Consider the following 23,724-nt stretch of genomic DNA (forward strand, 5'->3'; position numbering starts at 1 on the left):
GTGACCCCCGCGACCAGCGGTGGCGCGCTGCCCGCGCGGGTCACCACTCCCCGTAGACCGCCGTCGCCACCGCGCTGACCTGCGCACACACGTCCGTGACGGGGCGTCCGGTCACCTCCGCGACCGTCCGGACAGTGCCCGGCAGCAGGTACGGCGCGTTGGGACGCCCCCGGTAGGGGTGAACGGTGAGGTACGGCGCGTCCGTCTCGACCAGCACCAGGGAGGCGGGCAGCACCCGCAGGGCCGCGCGCAGGTCCTCGTTCGCTGGGAACGACACCGGACCCGCGAACGAGCAGAACCAGCCCTCCTGCGCGCACACCCGCGCCAGGTCGGGACCGCCGGAGAAGCAGTGGAACACCGTGCGCTCCGGGGCGCCGTCGCGGCGCAGCACGTCGACCACCTCGTCGTGCGCGTCCCGGTCGTGGATCTGCAGCGCCAGCCCCAGCTCCTTGGCCAGCGCGACGTGCGCCCGGAACGCGTCGCGCTGCACCGCCCGCCCGCGGTCGCCGGCCCGGAAGAAGTCCAGGCCCGTCTCGCCGATCGCGCGGACGCGCGGGTTGTCCCGCGCCACGGCGGCGACCGCCGCGAGCGCGTCGTCCAGCGGCACGTCGTGCCGGGGCTGCGGGTCGGGGTCCAGCCCGTCCGGCGCGACCTCGCGGACCCCGGCGTGCAGGACCGCCTCGTTGGGGTGGATCGCGACGGCGCCCAGCAGCGCCGGGTGCTCCCGCACCACCGCGTCGGTCCAGGCGACGGCCTCCAGGTCGCACCCGACCTGCACCATGCGCGTGACCCCGACCTCCGCCGCGCGCGCGAGGTGCGCGGCGAGGTCCGGGTGCTCCGCGGCGCCGGGACGTGCGACGGCGTCCGCGGGGTGCCAGCCCTCGGCCCGCCACCCGACGACCGACTCCAGGTGCGTGTGGTCGTCGACGACGGGTGACGGCAGCGGCTCCGGCGACGGGGGCCAGCCCGTCTCCCGCTTCCTGCGTGCCATGCCTCAGCCCTGCCGCAGGCGCTCGAGCTCCTCCTCGACGATCGCGTCGTCGAGCTTGGTGAAGACCGGCGTCGGCTTGTCGACCTTGGTCCCGGGCACGATCGCCTTCGGCTGCCACGTCCCGCGGACCGCCGTGTAGTCGCCCGTGATGACCGGGTAGTGCCGGGCGTCGTCGTCGAGGTCGGTGACCTCCTCGATGCGCGGCTGCGGCGAGAACGTGCCCGTGCCGCCCAGCGCCTCGTGCACCGCCTGCGCGCTGTGCGGCAGGAAGGGTGCGAGCAGCGTGTTGAGGTCGCTGACCGCCTGGGTCGTGGTGTGCAGCACCGTGGCGAGGCGGTCCGGGTCCGTCTTGAGCTTCCACGGCTCGGTCTCCGAGACGTACCGGTTGGCCTCGCCGACCACGCGCATGACCTCCTGCAGCGCCTGCCGCTGGCGGTGCGCGCCGACGAGCTCGCCGACGCGGCCGAAGGCGGTGGTGACCTCGGCGACGAGGGCCTCGTCCACCGGCTGCCGGTGCCCGGGCGTCGGGATCTCGCCGAAGTTCTTGTGGACCATGCTCGCGGTGCGGTTGACCAGGTTGCCCCAGCCCGCGACGAGCTCGTCGTTGGTGCGGCGCTTGAACTCCGCCCACGTGAAGTCGACGTCCTGCGTCTCCGGCCCGGCGACCGAGATGTAGTAGCGCAGCGCGTCCGGCTGGTAGCGCGCGAGCATGTCGCGGACCAGGATGACGCGGCCGCGCGACGTCGAGAACTGCTTGCCCTCGACGTTGAGGAACTCGCTCGACACGACCTCGGTCGGGAGGTTCAGCGAGCCGTAGGCGCCGGGCGCACCGCCGCGCGCGCCCTTGCCGTCGTAGCCCAGCAGCTCGGCCGGCCAGATCTGGGAGTGGAACGTGATGTTGTCCTTGCCCATGAAGTAGTACGACAGGGCCTCGGGGTCGTTCCACCACTGCCGCCACGCGTCCGGGTCGCCGCTGCGGCGCGCCCACTCGATCGACGCCGACAGGTACCCGATGACGGCGTCGAACCACACGTACAGGCGCTTGGTCGGGTTGTCCTCCCAGCCCTCCAGCGGCACGGGGATGCCCCAGTCGATGTCACGCGTCATGGCGCGCGGGCGCACGTCGTCGAGCAGGTTCAGCGAGAACTTCAGGACGTTGGGACGCCACGCGGTGCGCGTGCGCAGCCAGTCGCCCAGCGCGTCGACGAACGCCGGCAGGTCGAGGAAGAAGTGGTTCGACTCGACGAACCTCGGCGTCTCCCCGTTGATCTTGCTCGTCGGGTTGATCAGCTCGATCGCGTCGAGCTGGTTGCCGCAGTTGTCGCACTGGTCGCCGCGCGCGCCGTCGTACCCGCAGATGGGGCAGGTGCCCTCGATGTAGCGGTCGGGCAGCGTGCGGCCCGTCGACGGGCTGACCGCACCCATCGTGGTCCGCTCGACCATGTAGCCGTTCTTGTGGACGGTGCGGAACATCTCCTGCACCACGGCGTAGTGGTTGCGCGTCGTGGTGCGCGTGAACAGGTCGTACGACAGACCGAGCTGCGTGAGGTCCTCGACGATGACGCGGTTGTAGCGGTCCGCGAGCTCCTGGGCGCTGACGCCCTCCTTGTCGGCCTGCACGAGGATCGGCGTGCCGTGCTCGTCGGTGCCCGAGACCATCAGCACGTCGTGCCCCGCCATGCGCATGTACCGGCTGAAGACGTCCGAGGGGATGCCGAAGCCGGCGACGTGACCGATGTGGCGGGGGCCGTTCGCGTAGGGCCACGCGACGGCCGACAGGATGCGGGACATGGCCACGATCCTAGGTGCGACCGCCCTCGGGGTTGCCCTCGATATCCGGTGCGGGTCCCGCCGCGGGCGGCTGCGGGGTCGGTGAGGGGTGCGCGCCGGCGTCGTCGGACCACTCGCGCCGGCCGAGGTCGACGAACGTCCCCGTGGGCTCGGACACGTCCCAGGCCCGCTGCTGGGCCTCCTCCTCGTCCAGCCGCAGCGCCTCCTCGCCGGCGATCGCCTCGGCCTCGATCGAGGTGCCGTCCGCGGCGGCCTCCGCGAGCGTCGGCGGCAGGCGACGGGCCGGCTCCGCGTCCTCCGGCGACGTGGCGTCCGGGTCGTCCGTCTCGTCGGGCGTGCGCAGGCGCAGCGGCTGGGTGTCGTCGGGCTCGAACAGGGCCTCCCGCGACGGCCACACGACGACCGGCTCGACCCAGCGCTCCGGCGCTCCCGCCTCCCGGCCGCCCGCCGGCGGGACGTGCGGTGCGGCGGGCCGCGCCCCGGGACGCGGCCCGGGACCTGGCCGTGCCTCCGCGGAGGCGTCCGCCAGGGCGACCCCGCCCTCGGCAGCCGGCACGCGGCGCGCCGGCGGCACGGCGGGCGGTCTGCCCACGGGGCGCCGGCGGGCGGGCGGGACCGGGCCCCCGTCGTCCTCACCGTCGGACGCGGGCGCCGTCACGGGGGTGAAGATCAGCGCGCACAGGTCGCGGTAGGTCGCGTCCGGGCGCGCCACCCACCCGATCTGCCGCAGCGCCTGGTCCTGCCCCGCGGACTCGAGCAGGAACTGCCCGTACCCCAGCATCTGGCCCAGCACGGACCGCGAGTAGCGCATGTCCGTGACCTTCATCAACGGCATCATGCCGATCTGGTGGGTGACCAGGCCGGTCAGCAGCAGCATCCGCTTGTCGGTGGCGACGAACCACTCCACGCGCCACACCAGCAGGTACCAGCCGAACCGCACCAGGGCCGCCAGCCACAGCCACCACACCACCAGGGCGCCGTCACCGAACGAGGGCTGCAGCACCGCGGTCAGCCAGCCGCACACCGCGAACACCGCCAGCGTCGTCGCCGCCGGCTCGAGCAGCTTGGCCCAGTGCCGTCGCGTCGCGAGCACGACCCGCTCCCCCGGCAGCACGTAGCGCCGCAGCAGGCGGTGCGACATGACGATGCGCGTCGCGTGGTCGGCCGTCACGTCGTCACCCCCCCGGGCCGTCAGGACGACAGGTTGTCGAAGAACCGGGCGAACCCGGAGAACGCGCTGTACACGAAGTCCCAGATCGAGCGCACCACGTCCGCCGCCTGCTCGGGGTTCGTCACCACCGCGTAGAGCAGGAAGATCACGACGATCCAGATGAGGATGCTCTTGGCCCTCGCCGGCATGGTGGGCTCCTCCGTGTCGCTCGTCGCTGGGGGTCACCGCCGCCGTCGTCGTCCGGTCGGTCGCCGGCGACGCGGGTGCAGCCACCGGACGGCGCACACAGTACCGATCGGGACGTTCCGCCCGAACAGCACACGCCGGGACACGCCGGACTCTTCGCCGTCTCTCATGTGCGGACGTCAGCCGACCGTGACGCGCAGGACCCGGTCGTCGCCGGCGGCGGGGTCCCCGCGGCCGTCCGTGTTGCCGGTCAGCACCCACAGCGAGCCGTCCGGCGCGACCTCGACGGCGCGCAGCCGGCCGTGCTCGTCGGCCAGCAGCGGCTGCGGGTCCCCCACACCCGCCGCGTCCGCCGCCGGGTCGGCGAGGGACGCGGCGTCGAGGGGGCGCAGCGGCACCCGCCAGAGCGTGCGTCCGCGCAGGCCGGCGACGTACACACCCTCGTCGGTCACCGCGATCCCGGACGGTGAGGCGTCCGCCGTCGCCCACACCGCCACCGGGTCGGCGAACCCTCGCGCCGCACCGCCGCGACCCTCCACGGTCGGCCAGCCGTGGTCGGCTCCCGCGCGCAGCACGTTGAGCTCGTCCCAGGTGTCCTGACCGAGCTCGGAGGCGAACGCGCGCCCGTCCGGCGCCCACGCGATGCCCTGGACGTTGCGGTGCCCGCGCGTCCACACCGGCGAGGACGGGTCCGGGTTGCCCGGGGCCGGTGCGCCGTCGGCGGTCACCCGCAGCACCTTGCCGCCCAGGCTGTCCGGGTCCGGGGCGAGCCCGGTCTCGTACGTGTCCCCGGTCGTGACGTACAGGTGCCCGTCCGGCCCGAAGGCCAGCCGCCCACCGTTGTGGTTGCGCCCGCGGGGGATCCCCTCGACCACCACGCGCGCCGGCCCGAGCACCGTGCCGTCGAGCGTCGCCCGCAGGACCCGGTTGTCCTGCGAGGACGTCAGGTACACGACCACGTCGACGGGTCCGCCCGCCGACCCCGGGACGACCGCGACACCCAGCAGGCCGCCCTCCCCCTGCGCCACGGTCGCGTCCGCGATCGCGTCGGCCCCCGGGCCCGTCACGTCCGTGACCGTCCCGTCCGCCCCCACGAGGACGAGGCGCGCCGCGTCCCGCAGCGTCACCAGTCCCCGGCCGTCGGGGAGGAACGCCAGGCCCCACGGCACGTCCAGGCCCGTGGCGACGTCCTGGACCGACGTGACCGCGACCGTCGGGACGTCACGGACCAGGGCGGACGCCTCCGGGGACGCCGCGGACGGCGAGGCGGGCGACGACGGCGACGCGGCGGCGGACGGGACGGTGGCCGGGACGGTGGGTGCGGGCGGCGGCCCCCCGGTGCAGCCCGCGAGCGCGAGGGCGAGGGGCAGCGCCGCGGCGACGGCCGGGCCCGCAGCGGGTCGCCCCGGGCCGCGTCGCCGCACCGCACCGCCCGCGTCCATCGCCCCACTGTGCCGGGCGGCGCCGCGTCGTGCAGCGCGTCGGGCCCGTCAGGGGTGAGGATGGCGCCCATGAGTGACGTGACAGGGGCCCCGCGACGCGCACTGGTCGTCGTCGACGTGCAGCCGACCTTCTGCGAGGGCGGGGCGCTGGCGGTGGCCGGTGGCGACGCCGTCGCCCGGGCGATCGCCGACTACGCGGCCGCGCACCGGGACCGGTACGACCTGGTCGTGACGACGCAGGACTGGCACGTCGACCCGGGCACGCACTTCTCGGCGACGCCCGACTACGTCGACACCTGGCCGCCGCACGCCGTGGCCGGCACCCCCGAGGCCGAGCTGCACCCCGCACTGGCGGACCTGCGCCCCGACGTCAGCGTGCGCAAGGGCGAGTACGCGGCGGCGTACTCCGGGTTCGAGGGCGTCGACGCCGACGGCCGCCTGCTGGCCACCGTGCTGCAGGAGGCGGGGGTGGGCGACGTCGACGTGGTGGGCATCGCCGAGTCGCACTGCGTGCGGGCGACCGCGCTCGACGCGCTGGGCCTCGGCCTGCGCACCCGCGTGCTGACGGACCTCACCGTCCCGGTGACCCCGGAGCAGGGTGCGGCCGCGCGCGCGGCGATGGCGGCCGCGGGTGCCGAGCTCGTGGAGTCCGGCCTCCTCTGACGTCGGCGGGCCGCGGCACCGGGGTCCGGCGTCGCGCTCGCGCGCCCGGATCCCGCGTCAGGGGGTCCGGGAGGCGAGTGCCGCCGCGTAGAGGTCCCGCTTGGGCACGCCCGTCGCCTCGGCGACCTCCGCGACGACGGTCTTGAGCCGCTCCCCGCCGTCCACGCGCGCCAGCACCTCCGGCACCAGCTCCTCGACGCCATGCGGACCCCCCTGCGGCGCGCCCCCGACGACCAGCACGACCTCGCCGCGCACGTCGCCGGCGTGCGCCCAGGCCGCGAGCTCGGCCAGCGGACCGCGGCGCACCTCCTCGTACGTCTTGGTCAGCTCGCGGCACACGGCGCCCGGCCGCTCGGGACCGAACGCCTCGACCAGCGCGTCGAGCGCCTCGGCGACCCGGTGGGGCGCCTCGAAGAGCACGATCGTGCGGCGCTCGCCGGCCAGGGCCGCCAGGGCGCGCGCCCTGTCCCCGGCGCGACGCGGCAGGAAGCCCTCGAAGCAGAACCGGTCGGTCGGCAGGCCGGACAGCGCGAGCGCCGCGAGGACGGCGCTGGGCCCGGGGGCCACCGTGACCGGCAGCCCGGCGGCGACCGCGGCCTGCACGGCCCGGAAGCCCGGGTCCGACACCGTCGGCATGCCCGCGTCCGTGACGACCAGGACGGTGCCGCCCGCCGCGACGACGTCGAGCAGCTCGTCGGACCGCCCCGACTCGTTGTGCTCGTGGTGGCTGACGACCCGCCCGCCGATGCTCACCCCGAGGCGCGCGGCCAGCGCACGGGTGCGGCGCGTGTCCTCCGCGGCCACGACGTCGGCCTCGGCCAGCAGGCGCCGCAGCCGCACCGACGCGTCCTCGGCGTCCCCGATGGGCGTGGCCGCGAGGACGAGCGCGCCCTGCCCGGGTCGCAGCGAGCGGGCGGGGGCGACGGGCGGGCCGTCGGTGGTCGGCTCGTCCGCGGTCGGCTCGTCCGCGGTCGGCTCGTCCGCGGCGGCGGGGTGGGGCGTGGGTGCGGCGGCGGGCGACGGGGTCACCGGACCAGCCTGCCACCACGGCCGGGGGACGCCCGGAACGCCCCGGTCCGGGTACCTCTACGATGGCCCGGTGCCGACCGACGACGACGACACCGCACGCGCGCCCCGGGCCCGGGCAGCGGCCCCGCACGCCGCCGCCGCGGACACGCTGCCCCCCGCGTCGGTGACCGACCCGGACCCCGACGCGCCGGACGGCACACCCGCACCGACCACCGGGCACGAGCCGGGGACGACGACCGCGGCCGAGCCCGCGACCGTCCCCGACCCGACCGGTACCGACCCCACGGGCGACGACCCCGGGACGGCGGCGCCCGCGGACGTCGAGCCGAACGAGCCGCGGCTGCTGCGTCGCCTGCTCGGGGCGGACACGCTCGCCCTGGACGCGACTCCCCGTGCGCGCCTGCACGGCTGGCTGTGGGCGCTGGGCGTCACCGCCCTCGCCGGCTTCCTGCGGCTGTGGGACCTGGGCCGCCCCCACCGCCTCGTCTTCGACGAGACGTACTACGTCAAGGACGCGTACTCGCTGCTCGTCCACGGCTACGAGGCCACGTGGGTCGCGGACTCCAACCCGCAGTTCGAGGCCGGCGACACGAGCGTGCTCAACGCCGACCCGGCGTACGTCGTCCACCCGCCCGTCGGCAAGTGGATGATCGCGCTCGGCATCCAGCTGGGCGGCGGCGTCGAGAGCTCCGTGGCATGGCGGCTGGCGGCGGCGGTCTGCGGGACGCTCGCGGTGCTGATGATCGCCCGCATCGCGCGGCGCCTGTTCGCGTCGACCGCGCTGGGCACGGTCGCCGGCCTCTTCCTCGCGCTCGACGGCCAGGCGATCGTCCAGTCACGCATCAGCCTGCTGGACCCGTTCCTCATGTTCTTCGCGCTCGCCGCGTTCGGCTGCCTGCTGCTGGACCGGGAGCAGGCCCGTCGGCGCCTGGCCGTGCGCACGGCCGCGATCCTCGACGGCGGCGGCCCGCTGCGCTGGGGACCCGGTCTCGGCTGGCGCTGGTGGCGCCTGGCGGCCGGCGTGCTGCTGGGCCTGGCGATCGGCACCAAGTGGTCCGGGCTGTACTTCCTCGCCGTGTTCGGCCTGCTCACCGTCCTGTGGGACGCCACGGCACGCCGCAGCGCGGGGGTGCGGCCCTGGGTGCGCGCGACGCTGGTCAAGGACGCCGTCGTCGCGTTCCTCGTCATGGTCCCCACGGCCGCCGCGACGTACCTCGCGTCGTGGGCGGGCTGGTTCGCCACCGACAACGGGTGGAACCGCCACTGGGCGGAGGCGAACCCGGGCCAGGGGGTGCAGTGGCTGCCCCCGGCGCTGCGCTCGCTGCTCGCCTACCACCAGGACATGTGGCGGTACCACACCACCCTGGAGACCCCCCACGGCTACGCGGCCGGACCGCTGGGCTGGATCGTGCAGTGGCGGCCCACGTCGTTCTGGTACCCCACCGAGGTGTCCGGCCTGACCGGTGAGGCCGCGGAGCAGGCGTGCGGTGCGGCGACCTGCTCGCAGGCGATCGTGTCCGTCGGCAACCCGGTCATCTGGTGGGCCGGGGCGGCCGCGGTCCTCGTCGCGCTGTTCTGGCTGGTGCGCTACCGCGACTGGCGCGCCGGGGCGGTGCTGTCCGGGCTGGTCGCCGGCTGGCTGCCGTGGTTCGCCTACATGCACCGCACGATCTTCACGTTCTACAGCGTCGCGTTCGTGCCGTGGGTGGTGCTCACGCTCGTGTACGTCCTGGGGCTCCTGGTCGGCCCTCAGGTCGAGCCCGACGGCAGCGCGCGGGAGGTCCGCGCACGGCGCTGGACGATCGCCGCCGTCGGGGTGTTCGTCGCGGTGGTCGTGGGCGTCGGGCTCTTCTTCTACCCGGTCTGGTCGGCCTGGGTCATCCCGTGGGAGCAGTGGCACATGCGGATGTGGCTGCCCACCTGGATCTGACGGGCGTCAGTCGTCCCAGGTGCCCTGCGGGGTGCGGTGCCACGCCAGGCCGGTGCGGTCCCAGTGCCGGCCGTGCGCCCGCAGCCGCCGCACCAGGTCGTCGTGGTCGCGGTGCTCGGGCGCGCTCCACGCGACCTCGGCGACGGCAGCGAGCCGCGGCAGCAGCATCGTCGTCAGGTCGTCCAGGGTCCGCAGCGTCTCGGTCCAGAGCGCGGCCTCGACGCCGACCACCGCCTCGGGCGGCAGCCCTTCCACCAGCTCCGCGGGCTCCCACTCGTAGGCGTCACGCAGCTCGACGAACCCGGCCCACTCCTGACCGAGCGGGAACCCGGGCCCGTACCGCATGTCCAGGTAGACCCGCGGCGCCGGTGAGAGCAGGATCCGCGCCCCGGCACGCGCGGCCGCGACGAACGGCTCGGCGTCACCCCGGGTGTCCCAGTACTGCACGACCGTCCCGGCCGGCAGGTCCGGCACGTGCGCCACCTCCTGCCACCCGACCACGCGCTTGCCGTGGGCGGTCACCGCCGCGGACGCCGCGCGCACCAGGCGCGCGTACTCGTCCGGTTCCATCGTCAGGACCTCGTCGCCGCCGATGTGCACGTGGCTGCCGGGGGTCATCTCCGCCAGGTCACCGAAGACGTCGACGAGGAACTCGTGCGTGGCCGGCAGGTCGTCGTGCAGCCGGGAGAAGCCGACGTCGGTGCCCAGGTACTCCGCGGCGGGCTGCCCGTCCGGGTTGAGCTCGCCGTACGCGTGCAGCGCGGCGTTGACGTGACCGGGCACGTCGATCTCGGGGACCACGCGGATGGCACGCGCCCGGGCGTACGCCAGGATCTCGTCCCAGTCCGCCGCCGAGTAGTGACCGCCCGGGTCGCCGCCCACCGAGTGCGCGCTGGAGCGCCGGACCAGCTCGGGTCGCGACGGCATGTCCAGGCGCCACGCCTGGTCGTCGGTCAGGTGCAGGTGCAGCACGTTGAGCTTGTAGTGGCCCATGAGCCCCATGACGACCTTGAGGTCCGCCACGCTCACGAAGTGCCGCGCCACGTCCAACGACAGGCCGCGCCACGGGTAGCGCGGCGCGTCCTCGATGTGGACGGCCCCGACCTCGACACCCCCGTCGGGACGCTCGCGCAGCAGCTGGCGCAGCGTCACCACCGCGTGCACGAGGCCGTCGGTGGTCCGCGCCTCCAGCCGCACCCGCCCGTCACCCACGACGACGCGGTAGGTCTCCGGCCCCGGCGGCAGGTCCGTCACGAGCCGCATGCGCACGACCCCCGGCGCGTCGGGCCCGGCGTGGCGGATCTCCACGGCCCGGCCGCTGACGCGGCCCAGCAGGTCCGCGGTCAGCACGGCGACGGGCACCAGCTGCTCGTCGGCGTCGACGACGACGGTCGTGGAACCCGTGATGACGTACGGCCGGCGGGCAGAGGGCCGGACGACGAGCGGTGCGGGCACCACCGTGATCGGGTCGGACACGGCACTCCTCCGGGACGGCGGACGGGACCCCCGCTCGAACCTACCCGTCACGACGGCGTCGGTGCCCGTTTCGCGCCGGATGCGACCGGACCGGGCGGACCCGGCGCGACGGAACGCCCGTTCGGGAGGCGGATTCGTCCCGGTTGCCCTAGGTTCCTCGCAGACCGGGCAACGGTCCTGACACACCGAGGAGTGGACATGGGCATCAGCGGAATCATCAGCGCCATCGTCGTCGGCGCCATCATCGGCGCGCTCGGCCGCCTCGTGGTGCGCGGCAAGCAGAACATCTCGATCCTGGTGACGATCATCATCGGGATCGTGGCCGCGCTCATCGGCACGTGGCTCGCGCAGGTCATCGGCGTCGAGGTCACCGATGGCATCGACTGGATCGAGATCCTGCTGCAGGTCGTGCTCGCGGCGGTCTTCGTCATCATCTACGCGAGCTGGGCCGGCAAGCGCCGCTGACCAGCGGCCGACCAGCACGGACGCGAGGGCCGGCACCCACGGCGCAGGACGCCGGGTGCCGGCCCTCGTGCGTGCAGGGTGTGCGCGCAGGGTCCCCGTGCCGGTCAGGCGCGGACCGCGTCCGCGGAGACGCCCGCGACCAGCGTGGCGCCGTCGGGGACCGTGCCGCCCTCGCCCGTCAGCTCCGCGTCACCGACGACCGCCACGCCGCGGCCCAGGGACCAGTCCCCCCGGACCCGCAGGGACGTGGCACCCCGCAGCGACGGCACGTGCGGCACGCGGGTGTCGAACTCGCCCACGAGCGCGTAGTGCGCCGGGTCCAGGTCGACGAACGGTGCGTCGACGACGGCGACCAGGCGATGGGCGTCGTCCTCCGCGTAGACGTCGGAGCGCAGGACGAGCAGGTCGTTCGTCGTCTTCACCGGCAGGAAGCGCTCACGGCCGACCTCCAGGACGGCGGCGCCGTCGAAGACCTCGATGGCCGCCCCCATCGCGGACTCCACCTGCACGACCTTCGGGGACGTGCGGTCGGTGGGGTCGACGTGCTTCTCGTTGCGGATCAGCGGCAGGTCCAGGACGCCGCCGGTGCGCTCCAGCTCCGCGGACAGCGCCTCGAGGTCGAGCCACAGGTTGTTCGTGTTGAAGTAGGCGTGCGTCGCGATGTCGGCCGCGGCGTCGGCGTCCTCCGGCGCGGTCTGCGCGGACTCCCGCAGCACGATCCGCCCGTCGGAGCGGCGCACCACCAGGTGACCCCCCTTGCGGTCCGCGGGCGTACGCCGCGCGACCTCGGCCGCGAACGGAGCACCCGACGCGGCGAACCAGCCGGCGACCCGGGCGTCGGGCGTCGCCCCGAGGTTGTCGGAGTTGGAGACGGACGCGTACCGGAAGCCGGCGGCGAGCAGGGCGTCCAGCACGCCGGACGCGTACAGCGCCGGGTAGAGGTCGCCGTGCCCGGGCGGGCACCACTCCAGCGTCGGGTCGGCGTCCCACGCCACGGGCGTCAGGCCGTCGACCAGCAGCTTGGGCTCACGGTTCTGCAGGAAGTCCAGCGGGACGCCGTCGACGGCGAGCTGCGGGTACGCCGCCAGCGCCGCCAGGCTGTCGTCCCGGGTGCGGAACGAGTTCATCAGCACCAGCGGGAGCCGCGCACCCGTCGCCTCGCGCGCCGCGAGCACCTGGTCGGCGGTCACGTCGAGGAACGTGCGGCTGCCGCGCACGGGCAGCAGCGACTTGGCGCGGTCCATGCCCATCGACGTGCCGAGCCCGCCGTTGAGCTTGATGACGGCGGTGCGTGCGAGGGCGTCCGCGGCCGCCGCGTCGTCGACCTCGAGGTCGTCGAGGTGCGGGACGTCGGCGAGGGGGTCGACGTCCGACTCGCGGACGATCCCCGTGCTCCCCGACTCCAGGAGTCCGTAGAACCGGGTGAACACGTCGACGGCGGCGGCGGGGACGCCGGCGTCACGCATCTTCTGCTGGGCGAGATCGAGTCCGGTCATGGTCCGACGTTAGCGGCGAACCGGTCGCCGGCCGCGGTGAGACCGCTCACACCGGACAGACGTCGACGAACCGTCAGGCGCCCGTCGACCCTCGCTCACCCGTGCGTCGCCGGGCGTGCGACGCCCCTCGGCGCCGTCCGCGGCGGGCCTGGGGACGGCCCCCGCCCGACGCGCTGCCCTCGGTCGCGGGGGCGGGGCCGGGGTGCCCCCGCAGCGCCCGTGCGGCGGCCAGGGCGACGAGCACGGTGACGACCGCGAGGCCCACGAAGGACGCAGAGGCCACCGGCACGATCCCGCTGCCGAGCACGAGCGCCGCGACGAGCCACGTGCCGACGGCCGGGCCGAACGACACAGGATGTGGACGCGCGGACGCACCGCGGTGTGAGCACCGTCACCGTCCGCCGTCGCCGGGAACGCCACGCTTGGCACGGAACGCCCGGGGATCGGTCACCCGCACCGGGCCGCGAGGACCCGCCGTGCGCGAACCGATGGAGAGGGGACCCCGACGAGGAGCCCCTCATGCCTGTGCCTGCCACCGCCTCCCCCACCACCGCCCCCGCCCCCGCCACCACCCCTGCCACCGTCCGCCGGCTCCCGCGTGCCGTCACCGCCGCCGGCGCCGTCCTGGCGACCGTGTGCGTCCTGCTGCCCCTGCCCGCGAGCGCGACCGGCGGCCCCGCCGCGGTGCCGGCCACCGTCGAACGCTCGCAGGCCCACCACACCGTCCTGCAGGTGCGCCCGGCCTACGTCGACCCCGCGTCCGACGCCGCGACGGCGGCCCGCACGGCCCGGGCGGAGGGGCGCCCGGGCGACGCACAGCTCCTCGAGAAGGTGGCGGCGCAGAGCACCGCACGCTGGCTGGGCCCCGCCGACGGCACGGCGCGCGTCCGTGCGTACGCCCAGGCCGCCGTCGCGGCGGGCACGACGCCGGTCGTCGTGACCTACGCGATCCCCGACCGCGACTGCGGCAGCCACTCGGGCGGGGGCATCGCCACGCCTGCGGAGTACCGCGCGTGGGTCGACGCCGTCGCGGCGGGCCTGGCGGGTGCGCGCGCCGTCGTCGTGGTCGAGCCCGACGCACTGCTGCACCTCGACCGCTGCGGCGACCGTGGGGCCCGCCTGGCGATGCTGCGGTACTCGGTGGACGCGTACGCGGCCGTGGGCGCCGAGGTCTACCTCGACGGCGCGTCGAGCAACAGCTTCGGCTGGAGCGCCCGCCACCTGGCGGACATCGCCCAGCGGCTGCGCGACGCCGGGGTCGACCGGGCGGCCGGGTTCGCCGTCAACACGTCGAACTTCCAGACCGGCGCGCAGGAGGTGGCGTACGGCGAGCGGCTGTCCGCGCTGGTCGGCGGCGCCGCCTTCGTCGTGGACACGTCCCGCAACGGCAACGGCCCGCTGGCGGGGCCGAACGGCACGGTGTGGTGCAACCCCGAGGGCCGGGCCCTGGGCAACCCGCCGCGCGCCACGGGCACCGGCCCGCACGTCGCCGACCTGTGGCTGAAGACCCCGGGCCGGTCCGACGGCACCTGCAACGGCGGCCCCGCCGCCGGACGGTTCTGGGAGGCGTACCTGCTGGGGCTGGCCGCCCGCGCCGCCTGGTAGCCCCGGACACGAAGAAGGCCGGACCCACCGGGTCCGGCCTTCTTCGACGCTGTCGGGTGGAGCTGAGGGGATTCGAACCCCTGACCTTCTCATTGCGAACGAGACGCGCTACCAACTGCGCCACAGCCCCTTGGAGCGGGGACCACAGTAGCATCACCGCGGCCCCGGGACGAAACCCGCGGTACGCGTCCCCGCGCACCGCCCGGGAGGTCCCCGCGCACGTCACCCGGTGCGCCGGGTGCGGGCACCGGCTACTGGCCGGCGGCGCGGCGGCGCGCGAGCACCGCGTTCAGGTCGATGCTGCCCGTCGTCAGGGCTGCCGGCTCGTCGGCCGCCACGACCGCGCCCGGCGCCGCCTCCTCGGCCGCCGCCGGCGCGTCCGCCGGGCGTCGCACCGTCGACGCCTCGGCGTCGGACTCCTCGAGCGGGGCGGGCGTCCGGCGCGGGGCCGGGGCCTTCATGGCGTACGTCGGACGCGGCACCCGGACGGGCGACCACTCCGCGTCCTGCTCCTCCTCGGCCGGCGCGTCGGCGGCGACCTCGGCCGGCGCCGTCGACGCCCGCCGGACCACCGGGGTCTGGCCGGTCGCGTGCCGCGCCGGACCCGCGGACTCGCCGCGGTCGGCGACGATGGCCTCGAACACCTCGGTGCGCGCGTCGGAGGGGCGCACGGCGTGACCGGTGACCAGCGGTACCGGCACGCCGGGCTCCGCGTCGCGCCGCACGACCGGCGTGGCCCCGCTGCGCGGACGGACCGCGGGCGTGGCGCCCGTGCGCGGACGGACCGCGGGCGTGGCGCCCGTGCGCGGCCGCGCGGCGAGCCGCTCCTCGCGCTCGATCGTCTCGGCCCACTGCGCGTCCGACGCCTGCCCCGCGAGGACCGCGCGGCGACCCAGCACGACCACCGACGCGAGCAGTGCCGACGGCACCGCCCCGGCCACCCACGTGACGGCGGGCGCGGCGGCGGCCAGGACCCAGCCGACGACGACGGTCAGCGCGAGGACGCCCGCGAGCAGCCCGCGACGGCGCGCGGCGGCGCCACGGCGCGCGGCAGCGGCGGCCCGTGCGGCGCGCGCCTGGGCGAGCCGGCGCGCGGCCTCGGCGGAGATGCGCTCGGGTGTGGCGTGCGGTCGGTCCACGGTGGTGCCTCCTGTCAGCGTGCCGACGTACGCCGCCGGCACCCCCGTCCCCGGGGTCAGCAGTGCCGACGTGCTCGGTCCCCACATCCCGGCCGCCGCGGCCCCGCGTCCCAGCCGGCGGCGCGTGCTGCTCGCCACCGCGACCACGCGCAGCCCCGCGGAGAACCGGTCGTCGGCCCGGGCCTCCAGCAACCGTTGACGGTGCCGCAGGTGGTGCGGCACCAGATACGCCGCCCACAGACCCACGAGCGCGAGCGCCACGGGGCCTGCGAGATCGTTCACGTCACGACGGTAGGGGTCACGGCGCCCCTCGCGCCGCACCGGTGCGGCGTGTCGCGCCGACGTCCCGCCACGCAGCGGTGCTAGGGGCTGCCGATGCCGCGCTGCCGGCGGTGCCAGCGTGCGAGCAGACCGTCGGGCACGTCCTCGACCGTCAGCGCGAACGTCCGGTGGTCGCACCACCGGCCCTGGATGTGCAGGTACCGCTCCCGCAGCCCCTCGTCGCGGAACCCCAGCTTCTCGACGACGCGCAGCGACGGTACGTTCTCCGGCCGGATGTTCACCTCGACCCGGTGCAGCCCGACCGGACCGAAGCAGTGGTCGGTCGCGAGCGCCACCGCCGTCGGCGTGATCCCCTGCCCCGCGACGTGCTGCGACACCCAGTACCCGATCGCCGCGGAGCGCAACGAGCCCCACTGGATCGACGACACCGTCAGCTGCCCGACGAGCTCACCGCCGCGGTCCACGGCGAACGGCAGCGCGGACCCCTCCCTCGCCTGGGCCGACAGCGCACGCACGAACTGCCCGAACGTGGGCCGCGGCCCGCGCACCGGCTCCGGGCTCGTCGCGTCCCACGGCTCCAGCCAGCCGACGTTGCGCGCCCGCATCGTCATCCACGCGTCCGCGTCGCGACGGCGCAGCGGACGCAGGCGCACGTCACCGTCGACCAGCTGGACGGGCCACCCCGTCGCCACGCCGTCAGCCCTCCAGCACCAGGCAGTGCACGACCGTCCCGGCCTCCACCCCGAGGTCGCCCTCGCCCACCACCGCCAGCGCGTTGGCGTGCGCCAGCGCGGTGACCGACGGGGCCGCGGGGTCACCGACGGGGGTGACGCGGTACCCCTCGTCCGGGGAGCCGAGCACCATGGCGGGCACGAACTGGCGCAGTCCCGGCGGGGAGGCCCATCCGTGCGTGGCAGCCGCCGCGACGGACGGGCGGAACAGCTCGGTGTGCCCCGCCATGGCCCGCAGCGCCGGACGCACGAACACCTCGAACGACACCTGCGCGGCCACCGGGTGCCCCTGCAGCGCGAACAGGGGGACCGTCCGTCCGCCCGGCTCCGCGACGTCCAGCCCCAGGGCCCCGACGGTGCCGAAGCCGTGCCGCGTGCCCGGGGTCATCGCCACCTGGTCGAGCCGCACCGTGCCCAGCGGCGCCAGGACGTCCTTGACCGTGTCGTGGGCCAGCTCGGACAGCCCGCCGGTGAGGACCACGAGGTCGGCTCGGACCAGCTGGTCCTCGAGGGCCTCGCGCAGGGCGGCGTGCTCGTCGGGGACGGCCCCGACGCGCACGGGCGTGGCGCCCGCGTCCCGCACGGCCGTCTCGAGCGCGTGGCCGTCCACCTCGAACACCGTGCCGGGCCGGGCCGCCGTCGTCGGCTCCACGAGCTCGTCGCCCACCGACATCAGCACGACGCGCGGCGTCGGGTGCACGGGGAGCCGACCGCGGCCGATCGCGGCGGCCAGCGCGATCTGGCGCGCCCCCAGGCGGGTGCCGGCGGTGAGCACGACCTCCCCCGCGCGCACGTCGGCCCCCGCGTACCGGACGTGCTGACCGGGCCGGGCGGCGCGCTGGAACGCCACGCGCGCCTGCCCGCGGTCCGTCTCCTCGACCGGCACCACGGCGTCCGCGCCCCGGGGCAGCGGCGCACCCGACGCGACCCGCACGGCGGTGCCCGGCACGTGACGCAGACCGGCCGCGCTGCCCGCGTGCAGGTCGTGCGCCACCGGCAGCTCCGGCCCGCGCGCCCCGGCCGAGTACGTGTCGTCCGCCGCGACGGCGTAGCCGTCGCGGGTCGCCACCGGGACGGCCGGCACGTCGACCGGCGCGAGGACGTCGGCGGCGAGGATGCACCCCGCGGCGTCGTGCAGGACGACGTCGAGCGGCGGCACCGGACCCGCGGCGGCGAGCACGGTGGCGAGGTGGTCCTGGACCGATCTCATGCGCGCATTGTGCCCGCACGAGTGCGCAGCGGCGGGCGCGCCGCGCCCCGACGGCCCACGTCAGCAGGCCGTCGGGGCGGACGAGGCTCCCGCTGCACGTCCGGATTTGCCACACTGGTCCCATGAGCGCCGTCGCCCAGCCCCCCTGGCACGCCGAGGAGGAGGCGACCGGCCGCCGCTCGCGGCCCCGTGACGCGTCCGAGGAGAAGGACCTCCTGCGCCGCCGGGTGCGTGCCCACCGCGCGCAGCGCTCGGCCCGGCGCCGCACCGAGTCCGCACAGCGGCTCGCGCAGGTGGTCCTCACCATCCCCGAGGTGGCGGCGGCCCGCTGCGTCAGCATCTACGCGTCGCGCCCCACCGAACCCGGGACCGGTCCGCTCATCGACGCCCTGGCGGCGCGCGGCGTGCGGCTGCTGCTGCCCGTGCTCGGGACGGGCCTGCAGCGCGACTGGGCGGAGTACGCGGGCCCGGACGACCTGCACGAGCGCGCCCCGGGCCGGCCGCCGGAGCCGAGCGGGCCCGCGCTCGGCGCGGCCGCGCTGGGTGACGCGGACGTCGTGCTGGTGCCGGCGCTCGCGGTCGACACCGCGGGCGGCCGGCTCGGCCAGGGCGGCGGCTGGTACGACCGCGTCCTGGCGCACGTGCGCCCCGACGCCCCCGTCGTGGCCCTGGTGCACGAGGACGAGATCCTCGACCGGGTCCCCCGTGAGCCCCACGACCGGACCGTCGGCACGGTCGCGACGCCCGACGGCTGGCGCCGCGTCGGCCCGGCGACGTCCGAGACCGCCGGGCCCGCCGCCGACGCGCCCGGCTGAGCGCCGGGCAGTCGCCGCGGCGCCCGGCCCGTCAGCCCTCGGGCGGGACGAGCGTCTGGCGGTCGACCGCGTCGGCCTGCACCGCGGCCGCCGAGAACGGCCACGGGAACTGCCGCCCCTGCGCCCACGCCTCCAGCTGGTCGTCGTAGTGCACGCTCGCCGGGTGGCCCGACGTGCCCGTGAGGTTCACCCAGGTCGAGGAGTCGAGGTCGCCCAGGTCGACGACCATGCGCATGGCCGGTGCGGACGTCACCGCGTACGAGCCGCTCGAGGCGTCCCAGCCCGTGGCGTCCACGAGCGACGCCCCACCGCCCACCCCCTGCGGGGCCGGGTTGACCAGCCGGCGCACCGCCGCGGGCGACCCGGCACCGCCGAGCAGAGGGTGCTCCGGCGCGGCCACGTGCAGCAGGCCCCACGCCCAGTCGTCGGTGCGGCCGCCGATCTGGGCCGTCAGCGCGTGGCGTGCGGAGACCATGGCCCGGGCCAGGACGTCGTCGCGGCCCTCGATCACCCCGGGGGTCGTCCGGTCGTCCCACCACGGCGACGTCGGGTTCTGCAGCATCGTGCGGACGACCTCGAGCCACCGGGAGTCGCCCGTCGGCGCGTGGCCCTCGGGCAGGTCGTCCGCGAACGTCAGCTCGAGGACCTCCGCCCACACCGCGGCGAAGTACATCGCGGCGGACGAGTCGGCCTCCATCGTCAGGTCCCACTCGCGCAGCAGGTCCTGGCCCGCGCGGTCGAACGCGTCCGGCACCTCGACCTCCAGGAGCGCGGGCAGGAGCGCCTCGGCGTACGGGCTGTACCGGTCGGTCTGCAGGTCCGCCGTGCTCGCCACGTCCACGGGCTGCCCCGCCGCGATGCGCGCGGCCAGCACGTCGCGGATCCGCTGGCTGCGGTAGCCGTAGTCCGCGTCGTCCATGAGGAACGGCCCCACGCCCGCCGGGGCCACCGCCTGGTTGGCGGCCACGACGAAACCCTCCGCCGGGTCCAGGACGCGCGGCAGCTCGGCGGGGTCGACCCACCCCTGCCAGTCGTAACGGGAGTCCCAGCCCGGGCGCGGCCACGTGCCGTCGGACGGGAACGGTCCCTCCACGGTCGCGCGCACGGGGATGCGCCCCGGCGCCTGGTAGCCGATGTGCCCGTCGGTGGTGGCGAAGACGATGTTCTGCGCCGGGACGTCGAACTTGGCGGCGGCCGCCGAGACGTCGTCGGCGTCCCGCGCCGTCATGAGCTCGAAGAACGCCTCGACGGTGCGGCCTGGCTCCAGCGCCGTCCACGCCAGGGACACGGCGAACCGGTTGCCCGGCGCGTCCTGCGGCAGCGGTCCGCGCGTGGCGTCGTCCACCGGCAGCACGTCGGAGATGATCGGGCCGTGCCGGGTGCTGCGGACCGCGTGCTCGACGTCGTCGCCACCGGCGACCTCGATCGTCTCCATCCGCACCTCGAGCGGCTCGTGCGTGCCGTCGACGCGGACGTCGTTGCGGTCGATCCGCTCCAGGAAGAAGTCGGTGACGTCGGCACCCATGTTGGTCAGGCCCCAGGCGAGCTCGCCGTTGTGCCCGATCACGACGCCCGGCAGCCCGGCGAAGGCGAAGCCCGTGACGTCGAACGGGCAGACGTCGTCGACCTCCGCGCAGCGCAGGCCCACCTGCGACAGGGTGCCCGGTGCCGAGAGCCCGAGGTGGGGGTCGTTGGCCAGGATCGGCTTGCCGGACGTGGTGTGCGCCCCGCCCACGACCCACGAGTTGGAGCCGACACCCTCGCCCTCGCCGACCAGGCGCGGCACCGCAGCCAGCGCACGGTCGGCGGACGCCAGGGCGGCCTGCAGGTCCGTACCGGTCAGGTCCGGGCCCAGGTCGACCCCGGCCGAGACCGTCGCCGCGTCGGCCGGCGCTGCCGCGTCGGCGGCACTGACGATCGGCAGGTTGCGGTCCTGCGGGTACGGGGGGAACAGCTCCTCGACGCGGGCCACGTCCGGCACGAACTGGTAGGTGCTCGCCCGCGACAGCTCACGGTCGTAGTTGGAGCGCAGGTCCCAGGCCAACGCCTTGAGCCACGCCAGCGAGTCGACCGGCTCCCACGGCTCGGGGGCCTGCTGCGGCACGCGCAGGCCCAGCACCGTGTACTCCATCGCGATCGAGCCCGGGTCCCGGTCCTGCAGGTAGGCGTTGACGCCGTCCGCGTAGGCCTGCAGGTGGTCCCGCGCCTCCTGCGAGAGCAGCCCCCACTCCTGCTCGGCCACGCGGCGCCACCCGAGCGTGCGCACCATCCGGTCGGCCGCCAGCGCGTCCTCGTCCTGACCCACCAGCTCCGACAGGCGCCCGGCCGTGACGTGCCGCCGGTAGTCCATCTCGAAGAACCGGTCCTGCGCGGACACGTAGCCCTGCGCCATGAACAGGTCGGCCGGTGTCTCGGCGACGATCGTGGGGACGCCGCGGGCGTCGCGCGTCACCTCGACCTCCGCACCCAGCCCGGGCAGCGTCTGCGAGCCCTGCGCGTCCGGCAGCGGACGCCGCAGGACGAGCGCGGTCACGAGCAGCGAGACGAGCAGCGCGAGCACGACGAGGACGGCGACGACGACCAGCGCGGTACGTCGGGGGCGGCGAGGGCGGGGCACGCTGGCAGGGTACCCGCGGCGGCGCTTGACGGTGGGTTACAGTTGGCACTCGGATCCTGAGAGTGCCAGCCGCCCCGGCGGCACGCGGCGGCATCCGGCGACACCCGCGTCGTGACCCGCGCGCCCACACGGCGCCGTGACGTCCCCGCCCGTGCACCGGCGCGCCCGTGCCCACCCGGCCACCGCAGGACCCGTGTCCGAGCACCGCCGGGGACGCCCGGCCGACGACCATCGGGAGCCACGTTGCCCACCTATGCCTACCGCTGCACGGCCTGCGACCACGCGTTCGAGGTCCAGCAGTCGTTCACCGACGACGCCCTGACGGTCTGCCCCGCGTGCGAGGGGCGCCTGCGCAAGGTCTTCTCCGCCGTCGGCGTCGTGTTCAAGGGGTCGGGCTTCTACCGCAACGACGCCCGCTCGTCGTCGTCCTCGTCCTCCTCGGGGCGGTCCTCGTCCTCGTCGACGACCACGTCGGACACGTCGTCCACGGCGGGCAGCACCCCCGCCGCGTCCGGCGGCGCGTCGAGCACGTCGACCTCGGCCTCGTCGTCGGGGTCCTCGTCCCCGAAGCCTGCGGCCGCACCGGCCGCGTCGGCCTGACGGACCCGGTTCCGGGGCGCGTCGGGGCGGTACGCCTCGTCGCACCGCCGGGCCGCGCCGGCTGCACCGCCGGGGGCGCGCTCCCCAGCCCGCTGCACCGGGCTGTGCCCCCAGCCGGACCGCGCAGCCGACCCCAGCCCGGCGACCGTCGACGGCGTCCACCGCCGCGGCGCCGGCAGCCCGAGAGCGACGGCGCCCGCTCCTAGCGTCGCGGCATGACCACCCTCCCCACGACGACCGGCGCGACACCACGGCCCCTGCCGAGCGCGCGGGCACCTGCCCGGCTGCGGGTCCGTGCGGTGCTCTGGCGGCTGCGCCTCCTGTGCGCGGCGGTCCTGCTCGGTGCGGCCGCGGGTGTGGTGGTCCACGCGCTACGTCCACCGCCCCCGGCGACGGTGCCGGTGGTCACGCTCGCGCACGACGTCCCGGCCGGCACGGTGCTCGCGCCGGGTGACCTCGTCGTCAGCGCGCTCCCGCCCGCCGCCGCACCCGTGAGCGCCCTGAGCAGCACCTCCGCGGCGGAGGGCAGGTCCACGGCCGTGGACCTGCCGGCCCGCACCCCGCTGGTGGCCACGATGCTCGTGGACGCCACCCTCACGGGGCCGACGGGCACCGTCGTGGTCGCGGTGCGGCTGGACGACCCCGCCGTGGCCGCCCTGCTCGAGCCCGGCCTGCGCCTCGACCTCGTCGCCGCCCGGCACGAGGGCGGCCCGGGCGAGACGGTCGCGCGGCGCGCACTGGTGCGCCCCGCGCCCCCGGGCGCGGACCTGCCCGACGGGCTGCTGGGGGGCGGGTCGGCGGACACCGGGCCGCCCGTCCTGGTCGCCGTCACCCCGGACGAGGCGGTCCGCATCGCGGAGACGTCCCTCTCGGCGCGGCTCGTGGCGGTGGTCGTGCCATGATCGATCGAGGACGTCAGGTCGGCTGTCGTCGGGCGGGGGGCTCGGATGTCGAACAACAGGCGTGACCGCGTGCGCGGAGCCGGTGACCGCATCAAGGCCGTGGGCGACAGACCGCAGGTCAAGGGCGTGGCGAAGGTGCTCGAGGGTTTCAAGGACTTCATCGCCCGCGGCAACGCGGTCGAGCTGGCCGTCGGCGTCGTGGTCGGCGCGGCCTTCACCGCCGTGGTGGCTGCCGTGCAGGACGCCCTCATCAGCCCGCTCATCGGGTGGATCTTCGGCAAGCCGAACCTCGAGAACCTCTGGAACATCGGGCCGTACACCTGGCGCACCCCGGACCCCGGCGAGGACCCGATCGCGGCGGTCCAGGTCGGCGTCATCCTCAACGCCCTGATCCAGTTCCTCATCACCGCGGCAGCGATCTACTTCCTCATCGTCCTGCCGCTCAACGCGCTCGCCGCACGCCGCAAGAAGGGTCAGGAGGACGAGCCTGCCGCCCCGGCGGAGGACATCCTGCTGCTCCAGGAGATCCGGGACCTGCTCTCGCAGCGACTCACCCCCGCGATCGCCAACGACCTCTCGCCCTCACCGGGCGACCCCGGGTCGACGACCCCGCCCCCGCCGGGCGCCGCGCCCCCGGGCGTCCCGCCCGCACCGTGAGCCGCGCCGCCGGCTGACGTGGTCCGGCCGGTCGGGCACCAGCGCCGGCGGGGCGGTCACCATCGGCAGGTGGGTCACCAGCGCGGGTAGGTCGACCCCTTCGCGGGCAGGTGGGTCACCAGCGCAGGCAGGTCGGTCGCCGGCGCCGGCAGGTCGGCCGCCGACGCCGGCAGCGGGTCACCAGTGCGGCGGCTTGTCGCGCTGCAGCCGGTCGTCGTTCGACGACGGCTCCTCGCGACCCCAGCCGCGGTCGCTGTCGTCGGCGGAGCGCGTCGCGCGCCACAGGTCGTCGGCACCGTCCGCCGGGATACCGGCGGACGTCGACGTCCGACGCGCGCCCGCCCCTGCCCCGGGCCCGTCGGGCGCCGCCGCCCCCGGAGGCGCGGCGGGTCGTCCTGCGGGGAGCGGCGGGTCGGGCGGTGCGGCCGGCAGCGTGGAACGCAGCACGGACTCGTCGGAGCCGACGGTCCCGGACGGCCGCACGGCGCGTCGGGGACGGCGACGGGCGGTGCTCATCCCCCGATCC

The 23,724-nt window shown here is 75.9% G+C and carries 22 protein-coding genes, 1 tRNA gene and 1 pseudogene; 8 read left to right on the forward strand and 16 right to left on the reverse strand.

Features of this window, described 5'->3' with window-relative positions; translation table 11 throughout:
* Window positions 1-40: 40 nt before the first annotated feature.
* From J1G43_RS14180 to J1G43_RS14200, 5 genes are all read right to left on the reverse strand, one after another.
* Complete coding sequence (locus tag J1G43_RS14180; RefSeq protein ID WP_207371383.1) at window positions 41-991, reverse strand: TatD family hydrolase; 951 nt, start codon at window positions 989-991, stop codon at window positions 41-43.
* Window positions 992-994: 3 nt separating this feature from the next.
* The gene (metG, locus tag J1G43_RS14185) at window positions 995-2,782 is read right to left on the reverse strand and encodes a methionine--tRNA ligase (RefSeq protein ID WP_207342327.1); all 1,788 of its coding nucleotides are present in this window, start codon (window positions 2,780-2,782) and stop codon (window positions 995-997) included.
* Between the two features lie 10 nt (window positions 2,783-2,792).
* Entirely contained in the window at window positions 2,793-3,953 is a 1,161-nt protein-coding gene (locus tag J1G43_RS14190; protein WP_207371382.1) for a PH domain-containing protein, read from the reverse strand.
* Between the two features lie 20 nt (window positions 3,954-3,973).
* Entirely contained in the window at window positions 3,974-4,141 is a 168-nt protein-coding gene (locus tag J1G43_RS14195) for a hypothetical protein (protein WP_207342329.1), read from the reverse strand.
* Window positions 4,142-4,318: 177 nt separating this feature from the next.
* Window positions 4,319-5,581: a sorbosone dehydrogenase family protein gene (locus J1G43_RS14200; RefSeq protein WP_207378690.1), complete on the reverse strand. Its 1,263-nt coding sequence runs from the start codon at window positions 5,579-5,581 to the stop codon at window positions 4,319-4,321.
* Window positions 5,582-5,650: 69 nt separating this feature from the next.
* Here J1G43_RS14200 and J1G43_RS14205 point away from each other — a divergent pair, with 69 nt between their 5' ends.
* Window positions 5,651-6,244 (forward strand): isochorismatase family protein, encoded by a 594-nt coding sequence (locus J1G43_RS14205; protein ID WP_207342331.1) that lies wholly within the window; start codon window positions 5,651-5,653, stop codon window positions 6,242-6,244.
* A 57-nt stretch (window positions 6,245-6,301) separates the two neighbouring features.
* On the opposite strand, the gene rsmI is transcribed toward J1G43_RS14205, so the two are convergent.
* On the reverse strand, window positions 6,302-7,150 hold the full coding sequence (rsmI, locus tag J1G43_RS14210) for a 16S rRNA (cytidine(1402)-2'-O)-methyltransferase (RefSeq protein WP_242635805.1): 849 nt from the start codon (window positions 7,148-7,150) through the stop codon (window positions 6,302-6,304).
* A 193-nt stretch (window positions 7,151-7,343) separates the two neighbouring features.
* Between rsmI and J1G43_RS14215 the strand changes: the two genes are divergently transcribed.
* The gene (locus J1G43_RS14215; RefSeq protein ID WP_207342333.1) at window positions 7,344-9,203 is read left to right on the forward strand and encodes a phospholipid carrier-dependent glycosyltransferase; all 1,860 of its coding nucleotides are present in this window, start codon (window positions 7,344-7,346) and stop codon (window positions 9,201-9,203) included.
* Window positions 9,204-9,209: 6 nt separating this feature from the next.
* Here the strand turns inward: J1G43_RS14215 and J1G43_RS14220 are convergent, their stop codons facing one another.
* Window positions 9,210-10,679 carry a family 20 glycosylhydrolase gene (locus tag J1G43_RS14220; protein WP_207342334.1) on the reverse strand — a complete coding sequence of 490 codons (1,470 nt, stop codon included), beginning with the start codon at window positions 10,677-10,679 and terminating at the stop codon, window positions 9,210-9,212.
* Window positions 10,680-10,877: 198 nt separating this feature from the next.
* On the opposite strand from J1G43_RS14220, the gene J1G43_RS14225 reads away from it, so the two are divergent.
* Window positions 10,878-11,144, forward strand: coding sequence for a GlsB/YeaQ/YmgE family stress response membrane protein (locus J1G43_RS14225; protein ID WP_207342335.1), 267 nt, complete (start codon window positions 10,878-10,880; stop codon window positions 11,142-11,144).
* Between the two features lie 104 nt (window positions 11,145-11,248).
* Here J1G43_RS14225 and J1G43_RS14230 read toward each other — a convergent pair whose 3' ends face one another.
* Window positions 11,249-12,640, reverse strand: coding sequence for a UTP--glucose-1-phosphate uridylyltransferase (locus J1G43_RS14230; RefSeq protein ID WP_207378692.1), 1,392 nt, complete (start codon window positions 12,638-12,640; stop codon window positions 11,249-11,251).
* Window positions 12,641-12,713: 73 nt separating this feature from the next.
* Entirely contained in the window at window positions 12,714-12,992 is a 279-nt protein-coding gene (locus J1G43_RS14235) for a hypothetical protein (RefSeq protein WP_207342337.1), read from the reverse strand.
* Window positions 12,993-13,159: 167 nt separating this feature from the next.
* Here J1G43_RS14235 and J1G43_RS14240 point away from each other — a divergent pair, with 167 nt between their 5' ends.
* The gene (locus tag J1G43_RS14240) at window positions 13,160-14,245 is read left to right on the forward strand and encodes a glycoside hydrolase family 6 protein (protein WP_207378693.1); all 1,086 of its coding nucleotides are present in this window, start codon (window positions 13,160-13,162) and stop codon (window positions 14,243-14,245) included.
* 57 nt (window positions 14,246-14,302) lie between these two features.
* Here J1G43_RS14240 and J1G43_RS14245 read toward each other — a convergent pair.
* From J1G43_RS14245 to glp, 4 genes are all read right to left on the reverse strand, one after another.
* Window positions 14,303-14,375, reverse strand: a tRNA-Ala gene (locus tag J1G43_RS14245).
* 121 nt (window positions 14,376-14,496) lie between these two features.
* Window positions 14,497-15,666 carry a hypothetical protein gene (locus J1G43_RS14250; RefSeq protein ID WP_207378694.1) on the reverse strand — a complete coding sequence of 390 codons (1,170 nt, stop codon included), beginning with the start codon at window positions 15,664-15,666 and terminating at the stop codon, window positions 14,497-14,499.
* Window positions 15,667-15,746: 80 nt separating this feature from the next.
* Window positions 15,747-16,358 carry a GNAT family N-acetyltransferase gene (locus J1G43_RS14255; protein ID WP_207342340.1) on the reverse strand — a complete coding sequence of 204 codons (612 nt, stop codon included), beginning with the start codon at window positions 16,356-16,358 and terminating at the stop codon, window positions 15,747-15,749.
* A 4-nt stretch (window positions 16,359-16,362) separates the two neighbouring features.
* The gene (gene glp, locus J1G43_RS14260; protein WP_207342341.1) at window positions 16,363-17,607 is read right to left on the reverse strand and encodes a gephyrin-like molybdotransferase Glp; all 1,245 of its coding nucleotides are present in this window, start codon (window positions 17,605-17,607) and stop codon (window positions 16,363-16,365) included.
* A 122-nt stretch (window positions 17,608-17,729) separates the two neighbouring features.
* On the opposite strand from glp, the gene J1G43_RS14265 reads away from it, so the two are divergent.
* The gene (locus J1G43_RS14265) at window positions 17,730-18,422 is read left to right on the forward strand and encodes a 5-formyltetrahydrofolate cyclo-ligase (protein WP_207378695.1); all 693 of its coding nucleotides are present in this window, start codon (window positions 17,730-17,732) and stop codon (window positions 18,420-18,422) included.
* Between the two features lie 31 nt (window positions 18,423-18,453).
* Here the strand turns inward: J1G43_RS14265 and J1G43_RS14270 are convergent, their stop codons facing one another.
* Window positions 18,454-21,039, reverse strand: coding sequence for a penicillin acylase family protein (locus tag J1G43_RS14270; RefSeq protein WP_207378696.1), 2,586 nt, complete (start codon window positions 21,037-21,039; stop codon window positions 18,454-18,456).
* Window positions 21,040-21,150: 111 nt separating this feature from the next.
* On the opposite strand from J1G43_RS14270, the pseudogene J1G43_RS19655 reads away from it, so the two are divergent.
* Window positions 21,151-21,375: pseudogene (locus tag J1G43_RS19655) on the forward strand (FmdB family zinc ribbon protein); the annotation flags it as partial.
* Between the two features lie 62 nt (window positions 21,376-21,437).
* On the opposite strand, the gene J1G43_RS19660 reads toward J1G43_RS19655, so the two are convergent.
* The gene (locus tag J1G43_RS19660) at window positions 21,438-21,737 is read right to left on the reverse strand and encodes a hypothetical protein (RefSeq protein WP_307859622.1); all 300 of its coding nucleotides are present in this window, start codon (window positions 21,735-21,737) and stop codon (window positions 21,438-21,440) included.
* 117 nt (window positions 21,738-21,854) lie between these two features.
* On the opposite strand from J1G43_RS19660, the gene J1G43_RS14280 reads away from it, so the two are divergent.
* Window positions 21,855-22,541, forward strand: a complete 687-nt coding sequence (locus J1G43_RS14280; RefSeq protein WP_207378698.1) for an SAF domain-containing protein — start codon at window positions 21,855-21,857, stop codon at window positions 22,539-22,541.
* 99 nt (window positions 22,542-22,640) lie between these two features.
* Window positions 22,641-23,198, forward strand: a complete 558-nt coding sequence (gene mscL, locus J1G43_RS14285) for a large conductance mechanosensitive channel protein MscL (protein WP_307859609.1) — start codon at window positions 22,641-22,643, stop codon at window positions 23,196-23,198.
* Between the two features lie 177 nt (window positions 23,199-23,375).
* On the opposite strand, the gene J1G43_RS14290 is transcribed toward mscL, so the two are convergent.
* Window positions 23,376-23,714 carry a hypothetical protein gene (locus tag J1G43_RS14290; RefSeq protein ID WP_207378699.1) on the reverse strand — a complete coding sequence of 113 codons (339 nt, stop codon included), beginning with the start codon at window positions 23,712-23,714 and terminating at the stop codon, window positions 23,376-23,378.
* Window positions 23,715-23,724: the final 10 nt, after the last annotated feature.

The sequence above is a fragment of the Cellulomonas sp. zg-ZUI22 genome (assembly GCF_017353535.1).
Lineage (GTDB): Bacteria > Actinomycetota > Actinomycetes > Actinomycetales > Cellulomonadaceae > Cellulomonas > Cellulomonas wangleii.